The organism is Pseudomonas sp. P108 (assembly GCF_032613195.1).
In the GTDB taxonomy this organism is placed as follows: Bacteria; Pseudomonadota; Gammaproteobacteria; order Pseudomonadales; family Pseudomonadaceae; genus Aquipseudomonas.
In genome coordinates, this window is sequence record NZ_CP126691.1 from 5,352,496 (window position 1) to 5,372,913 (window position 20,418).

Annotated in this window: 12 protein-coding genes; 6 read left to right on the top strand and 6 right to left on the bottom strand. The window is 57.7% G+C overall.

Annotated elements, in window-relative coordinates; genetic code table 11:
* The first annotated feature begins 23 nt into the window (after positions 1-23).
* The 3 genes from QOM10_RS23515 to QOM10_RS23525 are packed head-to-tail and all read left to right on the top strand — an operon-like array spanning position 24 to position 4,188.
* Positions 24-977: a cytochrome-c peroxidase gene (locus QOM10_RS23515; RefSeq protein ID WP_127929616.1), complete on the top strand. Its 954-nt coding sequence runs from the start codon at positions 24-26 to the stop codon at positions 975-977.
* Positions 974-2,788, top strand: a complete 1,815-nt coding sequence (locus QOM10_RS23520) for a DAHL domain-containing protein (protein ID WP_316917031.1) — start codon at positions 974-976, stop codon at positions 2,786-2,788. The genes QOM10_RS23515 and QOM10_RS23520 overlap by 4 nt, the downstream gene beginning before the upstream one ends.
* Positions 2,785-4,188 (top strand): ATP-binding protein, encoded by a 1,404-nt coding sequence (locus QOM10_RS23525; protein ID WP_316917032.1) that lies wholly within the window; start codon positions 2,785-2,787, stop codon positions 4,186-4,188. Before QOM10_RS23520 ends, QOM10_RS23525 begins: the two co-directional genes overlap by 4 nt.
* A 3-nt stretch (positions 4,189-4,191) precedes the next feature.
* Here QOM10_RS23525 and QOM10_RS23530 read toward each other — a convergent pair whose 3' ends face one another.
* Positions 4,192-5,517 carry an APC family permease gene (locus QOM10_RS23530; RefSeq protein ID WP_316917033.1) on the bottom strand — a complete coding sequence of 442 codons (1,326 nt, stop codon included), beginning with the start codon at positions 5,515-5,517 and terminating at the stop codon, positions 4,192-4,194.
* Positions 5,518-5,799: 282 nt separating this feature from the next.
* Complete coding sequence (locus QOM10_RS23535; protein WP_127929620.1) at positions 5,800-6,621, bottom strand: carbon-nitrogen hydrolase family protein; 822 nt, start codon at positions 6,619-6,621, stop codon at positions 5,800-5,802.
* Positions 6,622-6,746: 125 nt separating this feature from the next.
* On the opposite strand from QOM10_RS23535, the gene QOM10_RS23540 reads away from it, so the two are divergent.
* The gene (locus QOM10_RS23540) at positions 6,747-7,547 is read left to right on the top strand and encodes a helix-turn-helix transcriptional regulator (RefSeq protein ID WP_127929621.1); all 801 of its coding nucleotides are present in this window, start codon (positions 6,747-6,749) and stop codon (positions 7,545-7,547) included.
* A gap of 171 nt (positions 7,548-7,718) precedes the next feature.
* Complete coding sequence (locus QOM10_RS23545) at positions 7,719-9,338, top strand: FMN-binding glutamate synthase family protein (protein WP_316917034.1); 1,620 nt, start codon at positions 7,719-7,721, stop codon at positions 9,336-9,338.
* On the opposite strand, the gene QOM10_RS23550 is transcribed toward QOM10_RS23545, so the two are convergent.
* From QOM10_RS23550 to QOM10_RS23565, 4 genes are all read right to left on the bottom strand, one after another.
* Positions 9,247-10,917, bottom strand: coding sequence for a glycosyltransferase family 39 protein (locus QOM10_RS23550; protein WP_127929623.1), 1,671 nt, complete (start codon positions 10,915-10,917; stop codon positions 9,247-9,249). The two genes, QOM10_RS23545 and QOM10_RS23550, sit on opposite strands and share 92 nt — an antisense overlap.
* Positions 10,914-11,276: a GtrA family protein gene (locus QOM10_RS23555; RefSeq protein WP_127929624.1), complete on the bottom strand. Its 363-nt coding sequence runs from the start codon at positions 11,274-11,276 to the stop codon at positions 10,914-10,916. Before QOM10_RS23555 ends, QOM10_RS23550 begins: the two co-directional genes overlap by 4 nt.
* A gap of 223 nt (positions 11,277-11,499) precedes the next feature.
* Positions 11,500-12,921, bottom strand: coding sequence for an amino acid permease (locus QOM10_RS23560; protein ID WP_127929625.1), 1,422 nt, complete (start codon positions 12,919-12,921; stop codon positions 11,500-11,502).
* Between the two features lie 305 nt (positions 12,922-13,226).
* A complete protein-coding gene (locus QOM10_RS23565) occupies positions 13,227-16,793 on the bottom strand; it encodes a hypothetical protein (protein ID WP_316917035.1) in 3,567 nt (1,188 codons plus the stop codon).
* Positions 16,794-17,251: 458 nt separating this feature from the next.
* On the opposite strand from QOM10_RS23565, the gene QOM10_RS23570 reads away from it, so the two are divergent.
* Complete coding sequence (locus QOM10_RS23570; RefSeq protein ID WP_127929627.1) at positions 17,252-20,395, top strand: transglycosylase domain-containing protein; 3,144 nt, start codon at positions 17,252-17,254, stop codon at positions 20,393-20,395.
* The last annotated feature ends 23 nt before the right edge of the window (positions 20,396-20,418 follow it).

Below are 20,418 nucleotides of genomic sequence, written 5' to 3' on the forward strand. Positions count from 1 at the left end.
TTGAGTCAGGGAGACAATTGCCGATGAGCCTTTTCCACCACGCCATGGCGCTGCTGCTGTGCGGACTCTGCGCCGGGGCCAGTGCCGAGCCGCTGAACGAGCCGCTCAAACCGTTGCCCGCAATACCGCAGCAGGATGCCCGGCGCGTGGAACTCGGTCGACGGTTATTCCACGAGCCACGGTTATCGATCAACAACACGCTGTCCTGCGCCAGCTGCCACCAACTCGACAAGAACGGTGCCGACAGCCGCGCCTTGTCACTGGGCTTCGACGGCAAACCGGTGGCCGTCAACACCCCGACCGTGTTCAACGCGGCCCTCAACTTCCGCCAGTTCTGGGATGGTCGCGCCGAAACGCTCGAGGAACAAAGCAACGTCGTCATCACCAGCCCCCATGAAATGGGCAGCGACTGGAGCACGGTGATCGAGCGCATCGGCAACGACCCCGACTATCGTCGCGATTTCGCCGCCACCTACCCGGACGGCGTGACCCAGGCCAATGTCCAGCAGGCGCTGGCCAGTTTCGAACGCACCTTGCTGACGCCCAACTCACGCTTCGATCAATACCTGCTCGGCAACACCGACATCCTCACCTTGGAGGAAAAGTACGGTTACCAGCGCTTCAAGGAGTACGGCTGCATTGCCTGCCATCAGGGGGTGAACATCGGCGGCAACATGTTCCAGAAATTCGGAGTGTTCGGCGATTACATTGCCGATCGCGGCAGCCCGACCGTGGCCGATCAGGGCCGCTTCAACGTCACCGCCGACGAAGCGGACCGGGCCGTGTTCAAGGTGCCGAGCCTGCGCAATGTCGCGATCACCGCGCCGTACTTTCACGACGGTTCGGCCCCCACCCTCGAACGCGCCGTGGATGTGATGTTCCAGTACCAGTTGGGGCGCATGCCGAGCGCTGAGGACAAACGGCTGATCATGCTGTTTCTCACAACCCTGACCGGCCAAGGGGAGAGCAAGCCATGATCAACATCTCGCGGCGACGCAGTCTGTTGTTGCTGACCCTGGTCGCCCTGGCGCTGGCCTCGATCCTGCTGTTCCTGTACATCAAATCCAGCTCTGCCCAGACCATGACGTACACCGAATCGAGGGATCTGATCCGGCAGATCAAACAGCAGAACTCGCTGTGGGAAAACGAGCTCCTCAAGGCGCGAGTGGCGCTCAGCCACAACTACGATCCGTTGGTGTCACCGATGAACGAAATGAACCGGCTCTGGGCGCGCTTCGATGCGATCGAGTCCGGACATGGGCGCAACGACTCGGCGCAATGGAACGACGCTCACGAAAGTTTCCGACAGGCGATGCAGGAAAAAATCCGTCTGGTCGAACAGTTCAAATCGCACAACGCGCTGTTGCGTAATTCCCTGGCCTTTTTGCCCACCGCTGAAGACGACATCCAACAGCAACTGGCCAGCCTGTCGGACTTCGATAAATTGCAGCTGCAGAACATCACTACCGACACCTACGACCTGCTGCTCAGTGCCCTCGAATTCGCCCAGGTCACCTCTGACAACCTGGCCGCCGACATCGAGGTCGGCCTGAACAAGCTGAAGGTCAACGCGCAACGCCTGCCGCTCGCGTTTCAGACCCCGATCAGAATCATGAGCAGCCATATCTCGCTGATTGCGCGCGAGCAGCCACTGGTCAACCAGTTGCTCGAAAACATCGAAAACATCCCCGTGGCCGGAAGCCTCGACAACATCACCACTATGCTCGATCACGATCAGCAGCGCGCCGATCAGGTCGACCGGCAGTACCACTTCTACCTGCTGTTGTTTTCGGTGCTGCTGATGTTGTCGCTGGTGTGGCTGGCCATCCGTTTGATCGGCAGTTTCGCCGAGATCAACCGGGTCAATAACGCCCTGCAAACGGCCAACGACGCGCTGGAACAAAGAGTCGAAGAACGCACCCGGGAACTGAGCGACGCCCAGAGCGAACTGCTCAACGCGGCACGTCAGGCCGGCATGGCGGAAATCGCCACCAATGTGCTGCACAACGTTGGCAACGTGCTCAACAGCGTGAACATCTCCAGCGACCTGATCACGCGCAAGCTGCGCAACAGCAAGGGCCAGGGCCTGGGCAAGGCCATGCAACTGATCAACGAACACCCGGATGACCTCGGCGCGTTCCTCAGCGAAGACGCCAAAGGCAAATTGCTCCCCGGCTACCTCAACCAACTGGTGGTCGCGATTGCCCAGGAACAACAGGAAATGCTCGACGAATTGAATCAGATGAACAAAAGCGTCGATCACATCAAGGACATCGTCGCCACCCAGCAATCCTATGCCGGCGCCAACAGCATGACCGAGCCATTGTTCATCAACGAGCTACTGGAAGACGCGTTGCGCATGAACGCCGGGGCACTGACCCGGCACCACGTCACAGTGGTCAGGGAATACGCCGACGTGCCGCAGGTGATGGGCGACAAACACCGCTTGTTGCTGATTCTGATCAACCTGATCAGCAACGCCAAATACGCCATGTCCGACCTCAGCAACCGCCCCCGGACCATGACCCTGGCGGTCAGGATTGTCGATGACAGCTTCCTCGAAATCAGCGTCAAGGACGATGGCGAAGGCATCGCTGCGGAAAACATGACGCGGATCTTTGCCCACGGTTTCACCACCCGCAAGGAAGGCCACGGCTTCGGTCTGCACAGCTGCGCCCTGGCGGCCATCGAAATGAACGGCCACCTCACTGCGCACAGTGACGGCCCGGGCCAGGGTGCGTTGTTCACTTTGCAGATCCCCCTGATCAGCGTCACGGAGAACGCATGAGCGAGCTGTCGAACCGCCGCATTCTGCTGATCGACGACATGCCGTCGATCCATGAAGACTTTCGCAAGATTCTCGCGCCGCCGGCGGCGCAGTCGGTGGAACTGGACCAGATGGAAGCGGCACTGTTTGGCGCTCAGGTGCGCGCCGAACGTCCGCCGTTCGAGCTGGACTCGGCCTACGGCGGCGAGGAAGGTTTGGGCAAACTGATACAGGCCCAGGCAGAACAACGCCCCTACGCGCTGGCCTTTGTCGACATGCGCATGCCCGACGGTTGGGACGGCGCGAAAACCATTGAACATCTGTGGCAACAGGACCCGCAGTTGCAAGTGGTGGTCTGCACCGCCTACTCGGATTATTCCTGGGATGAACTGCTGGAGCGCTTGCAGGCGCATGACCGCTTGCTGATTCTGAAGAAGCCGTTCGACAACATCGAAGTGCAGCAGATGGCCAACACCCTGCTGACCAAATGGCAGATGACCGAACGCGCATCATTGCAGATGCATCACCTGGAACATCTGGTCGATCAACGCACGGCCCAATTCAAGCAGGCCAGTGAAGAACTGCAGCGGGAAATCGATGAGCGCAAGCAACTGGAAAGTCAGCTGGTGCAGTCGGAAAAACTTGCGTCACTGGGGCAAATGGCAGCGGGTGTGGCCCATGAAATCAATAACCCGATCGGCTTTATCTCCTCCAACCTCGGCACGCTGGACGGCTACTTCAAACAATTGCTCAGCGTACTTGATGCCTGGCAGACGCTTGGGCCAACGCCAGACAGCGAGTCAGTGGCGCGGCTTGAGCAATTGCGCAAAAACGCCGATCTGGATTTTCTCCTCGAAGACATCCCGGTGCTGATCCGCGAATCCAAGGAAGGCATTGGCCGCGTCGGGCAGATCGTCAAGGACCTGAAGGACTTCTCTCGGGTCGATAGCCATCAGCAATGGCAGTGGGCCAATCTGCAGCAAGGCATCGAGTCGACCCTGAACATCGTCGCCAGCGAACTCAAGTACAAGGCCGACCTGATCAAGGAGTATCAGCCGCTGCCGGACATCGAGTGCCTGCCATCACAAATCAATCAGGTGATCATGAACCTGGTGGTCAATGCGGCGCAGGCCATGGGCCCGGAACGCGGCACCATCACCTTGCGCACCGGGCAGCAACAAGACACGGCCTGGGTGGAAGTCGCGGACACCGGCGCGGGGATTGCGCCGGAGATCCTGCAGAAGATCTTCGATCCGTTTTTCACCACCAAACCGGTCGGCCAGGGCACCGGGCTTGGACTGTCCCTGTCCTACGGCATCGTCAAAAAGCACGGTGGCGATATTTCGGTACGCAGCGAACCGGGCGTGGGCACGACCTTTCGCGTCGAATTGCCGATGCGCCAGAACCGGCCCGCTGCCTGAGCCTCAAGTGGCTTCCTGAAAATCCATCTCCGGCGGCTGGCGACGGAAGCCACCGGTGAGCACGGCAAGATAAACCACGCCGATCGCCAGCCAGCTCAAGCCCAGATACACCGCCAAGTGATCAAGGCTGACCATCAGCCATAAATCCGCCACCAGACCAATGAACGGAAAGATCAAAAACAGCACCATCTCACGCAGTCCCTTTTTCTCGCCGCCGATCCAGTAATGAAAGATCACCGACAGATTGACCAGACTGAACGCCAGAAACGCGCCGAAGTTGATGAACGAGGTCGAGGTGGTCACATCAAGTTTCAGCGCCAGCAACGCCACCACGGCGCAGAGCAGGATGCTGTTGACCGGCGTACCGAAGCGCGCGTGCAAGGTGCCGAAGAATGATTTCGGCAATACACCGTCACGGCCCATGGCAAACAACAGGCGCGAACCACTGGCCTGCGCCGACAGCCCTGACGCGAACTGGCCAACAATCAGACCGATCAGGAAGATCGACACAAAAAGATCGCCGCCGATGTTGCGGGCGATTTCATAGGCGGCCGAATCGACACTGTCGAACTGGAATGACGGGTGTGCGATCTGCACGAAGTACGACACACCAACGAAGATCAGCCCGCCGATCAGTGTGATCAACATGATCGCTCGCGGAATGGTGCGGCGTGGGTCGCGGGTTTCTTCGGTCAGGGTGCTGACCGCGTCGAAGCCGAGGAACGAATAGCAGGCAATCGCCGCGCCGCTCATGATCAGCGGCATTTGCATATCGCCATTGAAGAACGGTTTGATCGACCACAATGGCGTGCTCGCATCGCCACCGATGTAGTGCACGCAGAGCGCGACGAAAGCGATCAATACGAGGAACTGCACCAGCATCAGCAAGGCGTTGATGCCGTTGGCCAGTTTCAGGCCGATGATGTTGATTGCGCTGGTGATGCCGATGAACGCCAACACCCAGATCCATTGCGGGATCGACGGGAATGCCGAGGCCAGATACGCCGCGCCGATCAGCCAGATCGCCATCGGCAGAAACAGATAATCGAGCAACACTGCCCAACCGGCGATGAAGCCGAGTTTAGGGCTGATTGCCTTGCGCACGTAGCTGTAAGCGGAACCTGCAACCGGGAACGCGGCAGCCATGCGACCGTAGCTCATGGCGGTAAAGAACATCGCCACCAGCGCCGCCAGATACGCGGCAGGGACCATGCCGGCGGTGGACTGGGCGAGGATGCCGAAGGTGCCGAGGACAATGATCGGCGTCATGTAGGCGATGCCGAACAGCACCACCGACCCTAATGAAAGGGTGCGTTGCAAACGAGCCATGGGCGACTTACTCCGAATTTTATTGGATTTATGGCAGAGCCGGGTTCGGCGAATGTTTTCGGGTGTGGCTGATCGTTCCCACGCTCTGCGTGGGAATGCCTCAATGGACGCTCTGCGTCCGCTCTTGGGACGCGGAGCGTCCCGGGCTGCATTCCCACGCAGAGCGTGGGAACGATCGGGTAAAACCTGAGTTCGACTCGGTATTTCAGGTCGGCGTACCTCGAACAATCAACTCGGTCAGTCCCCTCTCCCTCTGGGAGAGGGTTAGGGTGAGGGCAGCGGTCAACAGCGTGGAATCAACAATTCACGAACACCATCGCTGCGCTCCACCACCTCCCCCGACAACTTCAAGCGCTGATCATCCAGATAGCGGTAATCCCTGCGCGCAATCTCCAACCGTGCGAAATCCAGCTCAACGCGGAACGTCCCTTCTTCCCGCCCGGCCTCGAACAGCAGCGAGCCCAGCGGATCGACCAGTGCGCTGCCACCGGCAAACATCAAGCCGTCATCCCCCGCCGCCACGCGATTGACCATCAGCGCAAACGCCTGATTCTCCTGGGCACGGGCCATGATCGCGGTGCGGTGAGTCGGCGCGTACGGGTCCATGTTGCCGTTGGTCACGATGAGCAATTCAGCGCCGAGTTGCGCCAGGGCACGGGCCGACTCTGGAAATTCGATGTCGTAGCAAATCAGCAAGCCAACGCGCACGCCGTTCCATTCGCAGGTGGCGTAGCGGTCACCGGCTTCAAACACGCCACGATCCGACGCCCACAAATGGGTCTTGCGGTATTTCAAGGCGATGCCTGCAGAGGTGATCAACAGCGTGGTGTTGTAGAAGCGCCCGTGGTCGTTCTCGGCCATGCCGATCACCACGGCAATGTTGCGTTCGCGCGCAGCGGCGAGCACTGCACTGACAGTCGGGCCGTCCAGCGGCTCGGCCGTTTGCGCCACGGTTTCAGCGCTTGGAAAACCCATCAAGTGAGTTTCCGGGAACACGATCAGCTGCGTGTCCGGCGCACACGCGGCAATCGCTGCAAGCGCGCGTTCGAGGTTGTACGCCGTGGCATTGTCACGGCCCGCCAGTTGCGCGAGTTCGACTTTCATGGGAGTTCCTTGTGATGAGCGTCGGGTGCTGAAAGATTGCCCGGTGGCTGTCTGTGGGCCAGTATGCGCAGCAAGCAGCCGGCCAGGGAATTACGCGGCCGGGGTAACCCGATAGGGGTAGATCGATGGCACTTTCGTTTGACGACATCACCTGGCACCGCGCCGTCGGGCAATTGATCGACGCGCTGGACAAGCCGAATTTCTGGGCACAACTGGTGCGTTTGCTCGACCAGTACGTGCCGTTCGATAGCTGGGTAGCGCTGCTGTTCAGCGCCGATCAACACCCGCAGGTCTTCGCCGAATGCCCCGGCGAAGACGGCAACCCCGACCAATTGTTTCAGGATTATCTGCGCGGCCTGTATCTGCTCGACCCGTTCTACATCGCCTGCCGCGAGCAGTCGCGCACCGGTTTGTATCGCCTGTCCGAGGTGGCGCCGGAGCACTTCGAACTGACCGAGTATTACCAGCGATACTTTCGTCTGAATGTCGTGGCCGACGAAATCCAGTTCAATTGTCAGCTCGAAGGTGATCGCACACTGTGTCTCTCGCTGGGCAGTGAAAAACGTTTCACTGGCGAACATATCGCCTTGCTGTCATTGATCCAGCCTTGGGTGCTGGGCCTGCTGCGCCAACGATTACCCTATGAGATCAACGAAACCGTGGCCCTCGCCGCCGCACCCGCTCAAGCAGACTGGCGCGTGCAACTGGAAGCCTCGGTGCAACAACTCAAGGGTGCGCAACTGACGGCGCGGGAACTGGATGTCGGGCGTTTGATGCTCAGCGGTTGCTCCAGTAAAGAAATCGCCCGTAAGCTGGAAATCTCCGTAGAAACCGTGAAAGTCCATAAGAAACACATGTACAGCAAGCTGGGGATCAAATCCCAGTCCGAGCTGTTTTCGATATTTCTTCAGGCGCAAAACGCCTGATCGTTTGGTGAAGTTGCTTTTTGTGGGAGCGAGCCTGCTCGCGATGGCGTCGGGTCAGTCAAATCATTTGTAGCTGATACACCGCTATCGCGAGCAGGCTCACTCCTACAGGGGAATGTGTTTATTCCTGAATCCTCGCTGATTATTCCGAGTCCGAACCAAGGAAACCGTATGAGCCTGTCACTCCTGAGCCGCTACGCCTTCTTTGCCGTCTGCGTGATTTTCACCCTCGCCAGCCTGCCTTTTCTCGAACACGACTGGCTGTGGCCGATCACTGCCGTCACCGGCGTGCTGAGCCTGATCGGTCTGTTCGACCTGCTGCAGAGCCCGCACGCCGTGCGCCGCAATTACCCGATCCTCGGCAACATCCGCTATCTGGTTGAAGGCATCCGCCCGGAGATCCGCCAGTATTTGCTGGAGTCCGACAGCGATGCCCTGCCCTTCTCCCGCGCGCAGCGTTCGCTGGTCTATTCGCGAGCGAAAAACGAAACCGCCGACAAGCCGTTCGGCACGCTGATCGATGTCTATCAATCCGGTTTCGAATTCATCGGCCACTCGATGCGCCCGGCACCGCTGAGCGACCCGAGCAGTTTCCGCGTCACCGTCGGCGGCCCGCAGTGCTCGCAGCCGTACTCGGCCTCGGTGTTCAACATCTCGGCGATGAGCTTCGGTTCGCTCAGCGCCAACGCCATCCGCGCGTTGAACCAGGGCGCGAAACTCGGCAACTTCGCCCACGACACCGGTGAAGGCAGCATCAGTCCGTATCACCGCGAACACGGCGGCGACCTGACCTGGGAGCTGGGCAGCGGCTACTTCGGTTGCCGCACCAGCGATGGCCGTTTCGACCCGGAACGCTTCGCCACCCAGGCGCAGAATCCGCAAGTGCGGATGATCGAAATCAAGATGAGCCAGGGCGCCAAACCCGGCCACGGCGGCATACTGCCCAAGCACAAAGTCACCAGGGAAATCGCCGATACCCGTGGGATCATGATGGGTGAAGACTGCGTGTCGCCGTCGCGTCACAGCGCGTTTTCCACACCGCTGGAAATGATGCATTTCATTCAGCAATTGCGCGAACTGTCCGGCGGCAAACCGGTGGGCTTCAAGTTCTGCCTCGGCCATCCGTGGGAGTTCATGGGCATCGCCAAAGCCATGCTGGAAACCGGCATCCTGCCGGACTTCATCGTTGTCGACGGCAAGGAAGGTGGCACCGGCGCGGCACCGGTCGAGTTCACCGATCACATCGGTGTGCCGATGCGCGAAGGCTTGCTCTTCGTCCACAACACCCTGGTCGGCCTCAACCTGCGTGACAAAATCAAACTCGGCGCCAGCGGCAAGATTGTCAGCGCCTTCGACATCGCCAGCGTGCTGGCCATCGGCGCCGACTGGGCCAACTCCGCACGCGGCTTCATGTTCGCCATCGGCTGCATCCAGTCGCAAAGCTGCCACACCAACAAATGCCCGACCGGCGTGGCCACTCAGGACGCTTTGCGCCAACGTGCGCTGGTGGTGCCGGACAAGGCGCAGCGCGTGTTCAACTTCCACCGCAATACCTTGAAGGCTCTGGCGGAAATGCTTGCCGCTGCCGGGCTGGAACATCCATCACAACTGTCGGCCAAGCATCTGGTGCGGCGCATGTCGGCGACCGAGATCAAACTGTTCTCGCAGTTGCATGTGTTCCTGAAACCGGGGGAGTTGCTCACCGGGGAAGTGAATGGCGAGTTCTATTCGCGGATGTGGCAGATGGCGCGGGCGGACAGTTTTGAGCCGCAGGAAGTGGCCGTGGCTTAAGTGTGCAATAGGTGCTGGCCTGCGCTGAAGCCGGCACCGAATCGGCAGTAAACAGATACGCAGAAATGTTTCCCCCGTGAATCGTCAACACGGGAGTCCGATCCTTTGCGAACTGTGGCCTGTCAGCATGCAAATCAGCATCTGTGATCCACCAGACTCTTTGGCTGCGGCAATCCAAAACCGTTATCCCATCAATATAAATACTCGCTAAGGGATCTTTGATCAGGCTCAAAAGACCTCGACCGGTCAGCTTCAGGTAATCGTCAATCGATGAGCGCACCTCAAACCGGGGATCAATACCAGTGGTGTCGTAATAAGTGAATGTCGGGTACCAGAACGGGTTAGCAATGATCACCTCATCACCTGGAAGGGCATTCTGATTGAGCCGCTTCACCAACTGACCAAACTCGGTATCTCTGCGGTAATTCGTTCCACTCAAGCCATCTGTCTGCCGGTAAACCGCAGTCAGACCATTTAATTGCACAACAACAAAAAGCAATAAACCAACAGTCGCCAACAACGCTCGACGTCTCCAGATGCCGTCAAGTGCCAACGCTGCAATCATCGCAATGGCGGGCGCCGAAAAAACCAGATATCTAGGAACGAACAGCGGAAGGAATAAGGCAAACACATAGAGCGTTGTCAGCGGAACAAAAAAATAACCAATCGGCAAAAAACGAAAAGGTCGCTTTAGGGAGTAGTCCGCGATGACTGTTGTGGCGCAGAACAGTAAAAGCGCCAGAGGCAGGAGATGCCACGCCGATGCTTGAGAAGCCCCATTTCCCATCAGCGTGAACTGCCAGACTAGCGACAACGCCTCCTGCAGCGTCACCGGTTTGATCCAACCCAAGCCCGTCGTATTCGCAAGTTGAGCAATCAGATGAGGTACCCAAGGCAAATACAGGACCACGACAGTCAGGTTAGCAAGTAGCCATTGCCCTAGGGTAATCGCCATCCCGGGACGGTTATTCCGGCTCAGCCACCAAAACAACCAATGCACCAGTACACACAAACCTGCGAAGTAGTGAGTGTAAAAAGCAGCGCTCATCAGGAGCACGTAGATCACCGCAAAACGGCCTTGCTCCGCAACCCTCGCCCAACAAACCAACGCAACAGTTGCAGCCATCAACCAGCACCCGAGCAAGCTGTACATCCTTACTTCCTGGCTATAGCGCACCGAAATCGGGAGTAACGCCAATAGCAGCGCAGCAATCCATGTCGCCCTGCGCGTTGCAATCAGGCTCATCAACTTGATACACAGTAAAAGAGTGCCGAGATCCGCGAGTGCACTCAACGCCCGGGCAGACAACGCCGAATCTCCCCACACCGACACCCAGTAGTGCAACAGCATGTAGTAAAGCGGTGGGTGCACATCCCGTGCCGTCAGCGCCCAGATGCGCTCCGGTGTTTCGCGTGCAAGCAGCAGACTATAGGCTTCATCGTTCCAGATGGCGGGTACTGAAATAGCGTAAAACCGTACGAGTAGTGCGAGGATCAAAACGATAGCGAGCGCGAATCGATCAACGAGCACTGGCGTAAAGGCTCGTCTGACAAATGCAACGGCCGCAAAAGTCTTCATAGCCGTTGTCTGCGAAACAATACAAACCTGAAAAAGCTGTACCCCAGCAACAGATTCAGCAGTGTAAACACCGCCACCGTCAGCAATCCCGGCAGATCACGCGTATCGGCGATCGAACCGATGGCAAAACTGAGCGCGCCCATCACCACGATAAACAGCAGATAACCAAGCACCGACGTTCGGCTGTCAAAGGTGTACAGCATGTTCACGTAAAACGAGAACATGGCCGCTACGCAGAAAGCCGCGAAATTGCTGGCGGCTTGGGTCAGTTCGGCAGCCGTGCACAGGACGAAAAAGATCTGCCAATGGATCAATCCATCGGCGATTCCGATAACCGTCAATGCCGAGAATCCCTTCATGCCGGTGCCCCGCTCTTGCCACGTTTGGCGAAGCTTCAACCTAGGCCAAGGCAGGTACCAGGTCTACTGTCAGAAATTACAGGTGCGCGGCTACTTCCGACGAGTGGTCTTCAAACTGCTGCTGAGCTAGCGCAGGAGGCTCAGCTTTGGAGACGATCCGCGGCATGGGCAATAAAAAACCCCGATCTCTCGACCGGGGCTTCGTTTTTTCAGCAGCTACGACTTAAGAGGCCGAACGCGCAGCACCCTGCGTTTCACCGGTCGGTTGCAACTTGAACACATAGAACAACACGGTCAGCAGCACCAGGAACGCCGGCCCCACATACAGCGCCACGCGGGTGTCCGGGAAGTACGCCATCAGGCCGACCACCAGCACCAGAAACGCCAGGGCAAAATACGAGCTGACCGGGTACAGCCACATTTTGTATTTCAGTGCCGCACGTTCGCTGGCGCTCAGGCCTTTGCGGAATTTCAGCTGGGCCAGCAGGATCATCACCCAGGTCCAGATCGCGCCGAAGGTGGCAATCGAAGTCACCCAGACGAAGACTTTCTCCGGCACCAGATAGTTGAGCATTACGCCCAAGAGCAACACCGCAATCGACAGCAACAGCGCTCGACGCGGTACACCATTATTCGATGTTTTGGCAAAACCGGCCGGGGCCTGGCCGTTCTGCGCCAGGCTGTAAAGCATGCGCCCGGTGCTGAAGATGCCGCCGTTGCACGACGACAGCGCGGCGGTGATCACCACGAAGTTGATGATGCCGGCGGCGGTCTTGATGCCCAGACGCTCAAAGGTCATCACGAACGGACTGCCCTGAGTGCCAATCTCGTTCCACGGGTAGATCGACAGAATCACGAACAGTGCGCCGACGTAGAACAACAGGATCCGCCAGAACACCGAGCCGATCGCATCAGGAATGGTCTTTTGCGGATTCTTCGCTTCACCGGCGGTCAGGCCGATCATCTCGACACCGAGGTAGGCGAACATGACCATTTGCAGGGACATCAGCACACCGGTCACGCCATTGGGCATGAAACCGCCATGGGCCCACAGGTTGGAAATCCCCAGGGCCACGCCGTCATTGCCGAAACCGAACGCGATGATGCCGATGCCGCCGATGACCATGGCGATGATGGTGACGATCTTGATCAGCGCGAACCAGAATTCGAACTCACCGAAGGCTTTTACCGCGATCAGGTTGATCGAGCCCATGCTGATCAACGCCGCGAGGGCCCAGATCCAGCGCGGCACATCGGGAAACCAGATGCCCATGTACACGGCCACTGCGGTGATTTCCGCGACGCAAGTCACCAGCCACAGGAACCAGTAGTTCCAGCCAGTGAGAAAGCCTGCCAGCGGGCCGAGGTAGTCTTGTGCGTAACGGCTGAACGAACCGGCCACCGGGTTGTGCACGGCCATCTCGCCGAGGGCGCGCATGATCACCAGGATCGCCAGACCACCCAGAATGTACGAAAGCATGATCGCCGGGCCGGCCATTTCAATGGCCTTGGCCGAACCTAGAAACAGACCGACGCCGATGCAGGCACCGAGCGCCATCAGGCGAATATGCCGTTCACCGAGTTCGCGTTTGAGCGGACCGCCCTGAGCGGTACCGCCGTGAGGCAGGTGATTGCCAGTTGGCATAGGGGGACAACCTCGTCTTGTTATTGGATATGACCACCGAGTATCGAAGCGTCGGCCGATAAGCCTTAGCTGCTGTGAAACCGCGCCGGCCTCGTGGGCCGACACGTCTTGCAGGATGACCTGAAAGATCAGCGGGGCGTGCAGTATAAAAACCTTGCTGCAGGTCTTTTCACTCTATAAATCACAAGATTCAGCGGGAGTTGTCGCGAATTTGCCAACAGACCGAGGTGATCAACTGGCAAATGTAGGAAAACTCGCCACCAAAAAAGGCGGCGAGTATTGCACAAGGATGGTGCAGCGTCACATCAGCCTGCCGTCGCACCGACTATCGTCATCACTGGCCTGTTCACTACTTTCATCACTTTGTAGTCAGAGTACACCTCCACGACCGTCTCCGGCGGCGTTCGCCATCCAGGCACTGCTGAGGAGTGTTTACCGATTCTGGGCCCCCCCTGGACGGACTGAAAATGCAGTTTCCAGGCACTCGTCTGGCGGTCGTACTTCATAAATGCAAATCCGGTAAGTAACGAATCTGCGCTACCGTTTGCGTCCACGCGAAATCCATAATCCTGAAATTCCATGGACGTGCTAAGACCCCAACCATGCTCGCCCGCAGGAAGGCCATTGTACTGAGCGAATTCTTTTGCTCCTTCAACGTGCCTGACCCGTAGCAGATTAGTATCCAACTGGTCGACCACCAACGAACAGCCAGTGAAATCAGGTGTGAATAGATAATCCGGTTGACCCCATTCGGGATGAACCGGTATATCCACGTAGCCTCCCTGGGGCATCCAATAACCACTGACGGCATTCGCGCCCACAGGAAGTTTGTTGATTTCAAGGTCATGTATTTTCAATGCATTGAATTCCTTCCCGACCGAGTTCGCAGGCTGGATCCGCTCCATTACAAAAAAGAAATTTGCACCGCCGTCTGTTCTGGCTAACTGTGCTTTGATCGAGGCGCTATATTCAGAGGCGTTCGTCGTCAAGCTCCCCACGACCGACAATCGACTGAATTCAGTTGCTGACAGCGCCTGATGAATGCTGGTGCGTTGGATCGAATAATGCGTAGTCGACTTTTGTCCCCAATCAAAAGGCAGGTGCGCCGTTTGACGATTATTGATGGTTTCAATGACAGGCTCCCACAAACCGTTGGGCAGTCGCCCACGCGTAAACACCAAGTCGAGTCCCAGTGCATTGCGGGATGTGTGCACGAGCCGGGCTGCAAAACTCGCGCTCTCATCAACAATCGCGCCTGCCGGGATTTCCGTCGCACCTGCTGAAAGGTCGCCGCCGCGCAGAGACACCGGCTGCCATTGATCTGGCGCCACTTGCCAGAGCCGGCTGCCATGCGCCCGATTGGTTACGCGATCGACAAGGATGATATCCGTCAGATCTGCGCTCAGGGAGAAATCATTTTTGATCTGGTAAAAAGCCTCTTGGCCTGTCCCATCAATGTTACGAATGTAAAAGCTCTGCCCGTCGGTGCTTCGAAAAATACCTCTGGCATTGGCTTCAAGACCGGCAATGACCGAGGATTTGACAGTGAAACGTCCCATCTCGGCGTTGCCGAACCCGCCAGATCCGGAGGGCCGAAAGTTGCCCGGTGCGCCATACAGCCGTTGGGTCCGGGTGTTATATGGATGCCAGCTACTGCCTTTCAATACACCCACGCTCTCAATACTTTGCTCACCCACTTTAAAGGTGCCCAGCGCTGCCGGCCCGTGCTGTTTGCTGACGCCAATCAGCAAGTCGTACCCAAACACAGCATCTCGAAACTTGTCGAACTGCTGCAAGCCTTTGACCCCCACATATTTGATCCCCGCCCCCAGAAGCTTCCCACCTGCCACCAGTACACTCAGCGGGTTGAGTTCGCCAATGACAAGCACGCCAATGATTTTCGCGGCCTTGAGCGCTTGACGAAGTGCCGAGGTTGTCGTGGCCGCCACTTTTGTCAACTTTGCCGCGACACTCACGCCAGCGGTGACGAAACCCAATACGTCGAGGAACAGATCAATTGCACCATCTGCGTATTTGCCGTCGATAAAATTGCTGACGGCCGATTTGAAGGGGATCAGGTTGAGTAGAAACTGCACGCGCGAATTCAGCACCGCGAGTTCTTTGTCCCACGTGGTCTGGCCTTCAGCCGCTTTGCGAATATCTTCATTGTCGAAATCAAGATGTTCGACAAAAGCATCGGCAATGATGTGAGATCTGTTGCTGGAATAATTGCTGGGGACGGGAAAAATCCCGGACGAGGAAAATATCTGCTTCAGATGCTCGGCATGTTTATTATTGGCAGGCTGGAAAAGTCTCACACCATACGACACGCTCGGGATATGCACGTCGACCCGATCTTCAGAAATGGCAGGATCCGACGCTCGCCTGGTGATTGATGCCGCACCCAGATCGATACAATACACCGAGACTTTTTTATCAATGCCTCGCTCGACTCTCAACGTCAGAGTCTGGTTGGAGTTGGTAATTTTCCTGTTCCAGAAATCCGTAGCCAACTTGATGGTCTTGTCCTGATAGAAATCGATCTTGCCATACTCGAGGTTCTCTCGGTCTTCGAGCGGCAACTCGGATATCAGACGACGTACGCTCATCTGAGTACCCTTTTTGAGGTTATTCAGCGTCGTCTCAAACTCATGATCGAACGTCTCTGGCACACGCAAGTCCATCGTGTTGATGGTGTGAAGATGTTGCACCAGAAACGGGTCGCGGGTATCCCATTTGAACCCCCCACGCATCATTGCCGCGTCCAGCAGTGTATGCAGTTTGCCTTTCGCTACCGGGGTGCCCGATGCTGCCGCCCAATTCGCGTCGCTATCAAGGACGCGCTCTTCAATCGGAAAGCCTTTGCCGAACTTCTTCTCCAGTGCGACCCGGGCTATTTTCTCGCGATTGGGAAACTCACTGCTTAGCAGCATTGGCGTGTTGAGTCGGTCGGCCAACTCGCTATTGAACGTTTCTTTCAACTCGCGAAGTTGTGCTTCGGTATAACTTTCAACCTCTTTCCTGTTCATCAGACCATGGACGACGCTCCAATCTGCCAAGGTGATTGTCTGGGCGTACTGCGCAACCGCCGGATCGCGCAACGCCGCACTTTCGGCGTAGACCATGACCTGGGCAAACGTCATGTTTGCGACCTTTCCCGGCGACTGGGCTTCGATGGTCGCTGCGGCAACTGCCAGGTTGAACCATGCAGGGCCGCCGTACTTGACGCCGGCAGGAGTATTTTTGATCAGGAACACGGGAGCGTTTTTCGCCAGCAAAATGTAGGCGCCCAAACCGGACATTTCGGGGTTGCTGCTGAGCTCTTTGATCAGATGTTCGCGCAGTTTGTCGAACACTGCTGTAACCGGTTTTCCCCAATGTTGCTTACTGTCCAGATCGAAACCCGCGACGCTATTGCGTTTATGGATTTCAATCGACTGCGGATCAAGATGCAGTTGAACAGCGGCCAGTGCGTAGTCGTTGACGCTGACATCCGAGGCGTAACCTTTCAAGCGGGTTTGCACCGCCAGCCCCAGTGCCTGGCCGCGAGCTCCGGCAATCAGGGTTTCCACTGCCTTGGCTGGATCGCGCAATGTTTCGGGGCTGAGCGGTTGCTCTATGTTGAGAAGTTCCAGCAGTCCTTGACCCGGCCGTGGCAAGTCATCAAGACCCTCGATATAAACCCGGACAGCTTCCAGTACTTGCTTCTTTTGGTCGACACTTAAAGGAATCTGCCAGGATAAAGCGCCGGCAAAATCACCCAGTGCGGAAGGCAAAACCTTTTCGGCTTCAAGTCTTACGGACTCAATATTACTTGTCTCACTATCAGACGCCGAAACAACATTCGACACAGAGTCGTTGGACTCAGACATACACTACTCCTCGTGAATTAAAACAAGGAAAAAGTAAACATGCAAAATTCTCAAAACAACAGTCGACAAGCATTACCAATTAAGTGTTTTACCAACTGTATATAAAGTTTAACCAGCATCTCTTCAAACAACCCGCACTGATTCACAGGCCAAACTATCAACCTCAAGCGCGCGAAAGCGCAAACAGCCAGAAAACCCAAGACCATAAAACTTTATCCACTTATGTTTTTTGTAAACTTTCATACTCACCATTGAATATAAGAACACTCATGTTTTTAACCACCAGCAACCCGTCCAGATTATTGGAGCGGCAACCTCTGCAACGTCGCCACTCATCGAGGGATGGAGCCTCGTCAGCGCCTCGATGCTCAGCGCCCGCACAATTCCCTCGCCACTCGCCAACCACCGTCTAAGCTTCAGACAAGTCCGATCAATCTGCGTGAATGGATCAATCGACTATGGGCGCTTTGTGGCAAACCGATTCGAGTAAAGCCGTGGTTCCGACTGAACGAGTGGATGAAGCGCCTGTCCCTGAAAAAACCCGCCGCAATCGGCATGGGTGGAAGGCTTTCTGGTTGTTGCTGGTGATTATCGCGATCGTGGTGGGGCTGGCCGCGTCCAAGGAAATGCGCACCTCGCGCTTTCAGTCACGCGAGCTCAGCCGGTACGCGGCGTCACTGACCTACCATCTGGAACCCGGTCCCAGCGAAGCGATTCGCTATCCGGGCAACGGACCATTCGATCTGCGTCTGGGCTACAGCTCCCTTGATGAATTCCTGCCGCGCTTGCTCAAACGCAATTACGTCGTGACCGAGCAGACGCGTTTTTCGCCGGCCCTGCTCAGCTACACCGACAAAGGCCTGTTCGTACCGTATTCGGAGAAGATCCAGGCCGGGCTGTCGATCACCGATTGCCGCGCCGCGCCGCTGTACAAGTACAACTATCCGCAACAACTGTACGCCGACTTCGCCGCTATTCCGCCCGTGGTAGTCAGCAGCCTGTTGTTCATCGAAAACCGTTTCCTGCTCGACCCGAAACAACCGTTGGCCAACCCGGCGGTAGACTGGCCGCGCTTCGGCATGGCGGCGTGGTCGCAAGTGGCGAAATTGCTGCGCTTGCCCGGCCAGTCGGCGGGCGGCAGCACGCTGGCGACGCAGCTGGAAAAGTACCGCCACTCTCCGGATGGCCTGACGGTGTCCGGTGCGGAAAAACTGCGGCAGATGATGTCCGCCAGCGTGCGCGCCTATCAGCCCGGCCCGCAGACCTTGGGGGCACGGCAGAACATCGTGCGTGACTACCTCAACAGCGTGCCGCTCTCGGCGGTGCCGGGGCATGGCGAAGTGCATGGCATGGCGGAAGGGCTGCGGGTCTGGTACGGCAGCGACTTCAAGCAGGCCAACGAACAGTTGAACAGCCCGGCGACCGATCCGAAAACCATGGCCGCCAAAGGTCTGGCCCTGCGCGAGATGTTGTCGCTGATGATCGCCCAGCGCCGCCCTTCGTATTATCTGACCAAGGGCCGCGAGGAACTCGCTGATCTCACCGACAGCCATTTGCGTCTGCTCAAACAGAACGCGGTGATCGATGGCGCATTGGCCGATGCCGCCCTTGCCAGCAAGGTCAGCTACCGCGACTGGCAGACCCAGCCGACCATGCAGCCCATCGAAACCAACAAGGGCATCAGCGCCGCCCGCAGTCGTCTGGCGAGCATGCTCAACCGGCCGCTGTACGACCTCGACCGCCTCGATCTGTCAGCCACGAGTACCCTTCAGGGCGAGCTGCAAACCCAGGCCACCGCGTACCTGAAAAAACTTGCCGACCCGGCCTATGCCGCTGAAATCGGCCTGCTCGGCGAACGCTTGCTGACGCCGACCAGTACCACGCAAGTGCGCTACAGCTTCACCCTGTTTGAACTGACCCCGGACGGCTCACGGGTGCGAGTGCAGACTGACAGCACCGACCAGCCCTTCGACATCAACGAAGGCAGCAAACTCGAACTCGGCTCAACGGCGAAAATGCGTGTGCTCACCACCTACCTGCAAATCATCGCCGAACTGCACGACAAGTACGGGGCGATGAGCGTGCCGGAGTTGAAGAAAGTCGAAGTCCCCGATCAGGATCGCCTGAGCCAGTGGGTCATCGATTACCTGATTCAAAACAAGGATCACGACCTGTCGAAGCTGCTCGGCGCCGCACTCGATCGCAAATACTCGGCGAGCCCCGGCGAGGCATTCTTCACCGGCGGCGGCTTGCACACGTTCCACAACTTTCGCAAGGAAGACAACGGCCGCCTACCGACCCTGCGCGATGCCCTGCGCGAGTCGATCAACCTGCCGTTCATTCGCCTGATGCGCGATCTGGTGCGTTACACCACCTATTCCGGCCCCAACAACAGTGCCGAATTGCTCAAGGATGATCGCGACCCGCGTCGCCAGGAATACCTGGCCAGTTTCGCCGACCGCGAAGGCACCTCGTTCCAGCTCAAGTTCTGGAAAAAATACAAAAACAAAGACACCCAGGCGCGCCTCGACACCTTCCTCGACAGCATGCGTCCGACGCCGATCCGCATGGCTGCCGTGCATCGCTATTTGTTGCCCGATGCCAGTCAGGAAGACTTCAACACCTTCGTGCGCTCACACCTCAAAGGCGCCAAGCTCAGCGAAAAACTCACCGACGATCGCCTGATCCGCCTCTACGATTCCTACGGCCCCGGCAGTTACGATTTGCCCGATCAAGGCTTTATCGCCAAGGTGCACCCGCTGGACCTGTGGATGATCGGCTACCTGCTCCACCACCCTGACGCGACCTTCGGCGAGATCGTCAAGGCCAGCCATTTCGAACGTCAGGAAGTCTACAGCTGGCTGTTCAAAAGCAAGCACAAGGGCGCCCGCGACAGCCGTATTCGCACCATGCTCGAGATCGAGGCGTTCCTCGATATTCACCAGCGCTGGCAGAAAGTCGGTTATCCGTTCGATCACCTGGTGCCGTCGCTGGCCACCGCCATTGGCAGCTCCGGCGATCGCCCCGCCGCACTCGCCGAATTGATCGGCACCATCCTCAATGACGGCGTGCGCATGCCGACATTGCGCATCGACAGCCTGCACTTTGCCGCCGACACGCCGTACGAAACGCAACTGGTCAACGACCCGCATGTCGGCAAGCGAGTGATGCCGGTGGAAGTGGCCAGAGCAATGCGCGAGGCGCTGTCGCAAGTGGTCGATGCCGGTACGGCAAAACGTGTTTCCGGCAGTTTCAAACTGGCCGATGGCAGCCCGCTGGCCATGGGTGGCAAAACCGGGACCGGCGACAACCGCATCGAGGCCATTGGCTCGGGCGGACGCATCCTCAGTTCGAAGTCGATCAACCGCACGGCGACCTTCGTGTTCTACATCGGCGACCACCATTTCGGCACCCTCACCGCGTTCGTTCCGGGGCGTTCGGCGGAGAACTTCAAGTTCACCTCGGCCCTGCCTACACAGGTGCTCAAGGGCATGGCGCCGATTCTCACGCCGTATCTGCAACCGGGCAGCGACTCGCAATGCAAGCCGACGCAAACCGCCAGCGTGGCAATGCTCGAGGCACAGCGTCCTACAGCGAGGTAACAAATCGTGTCGGGACATTCGGA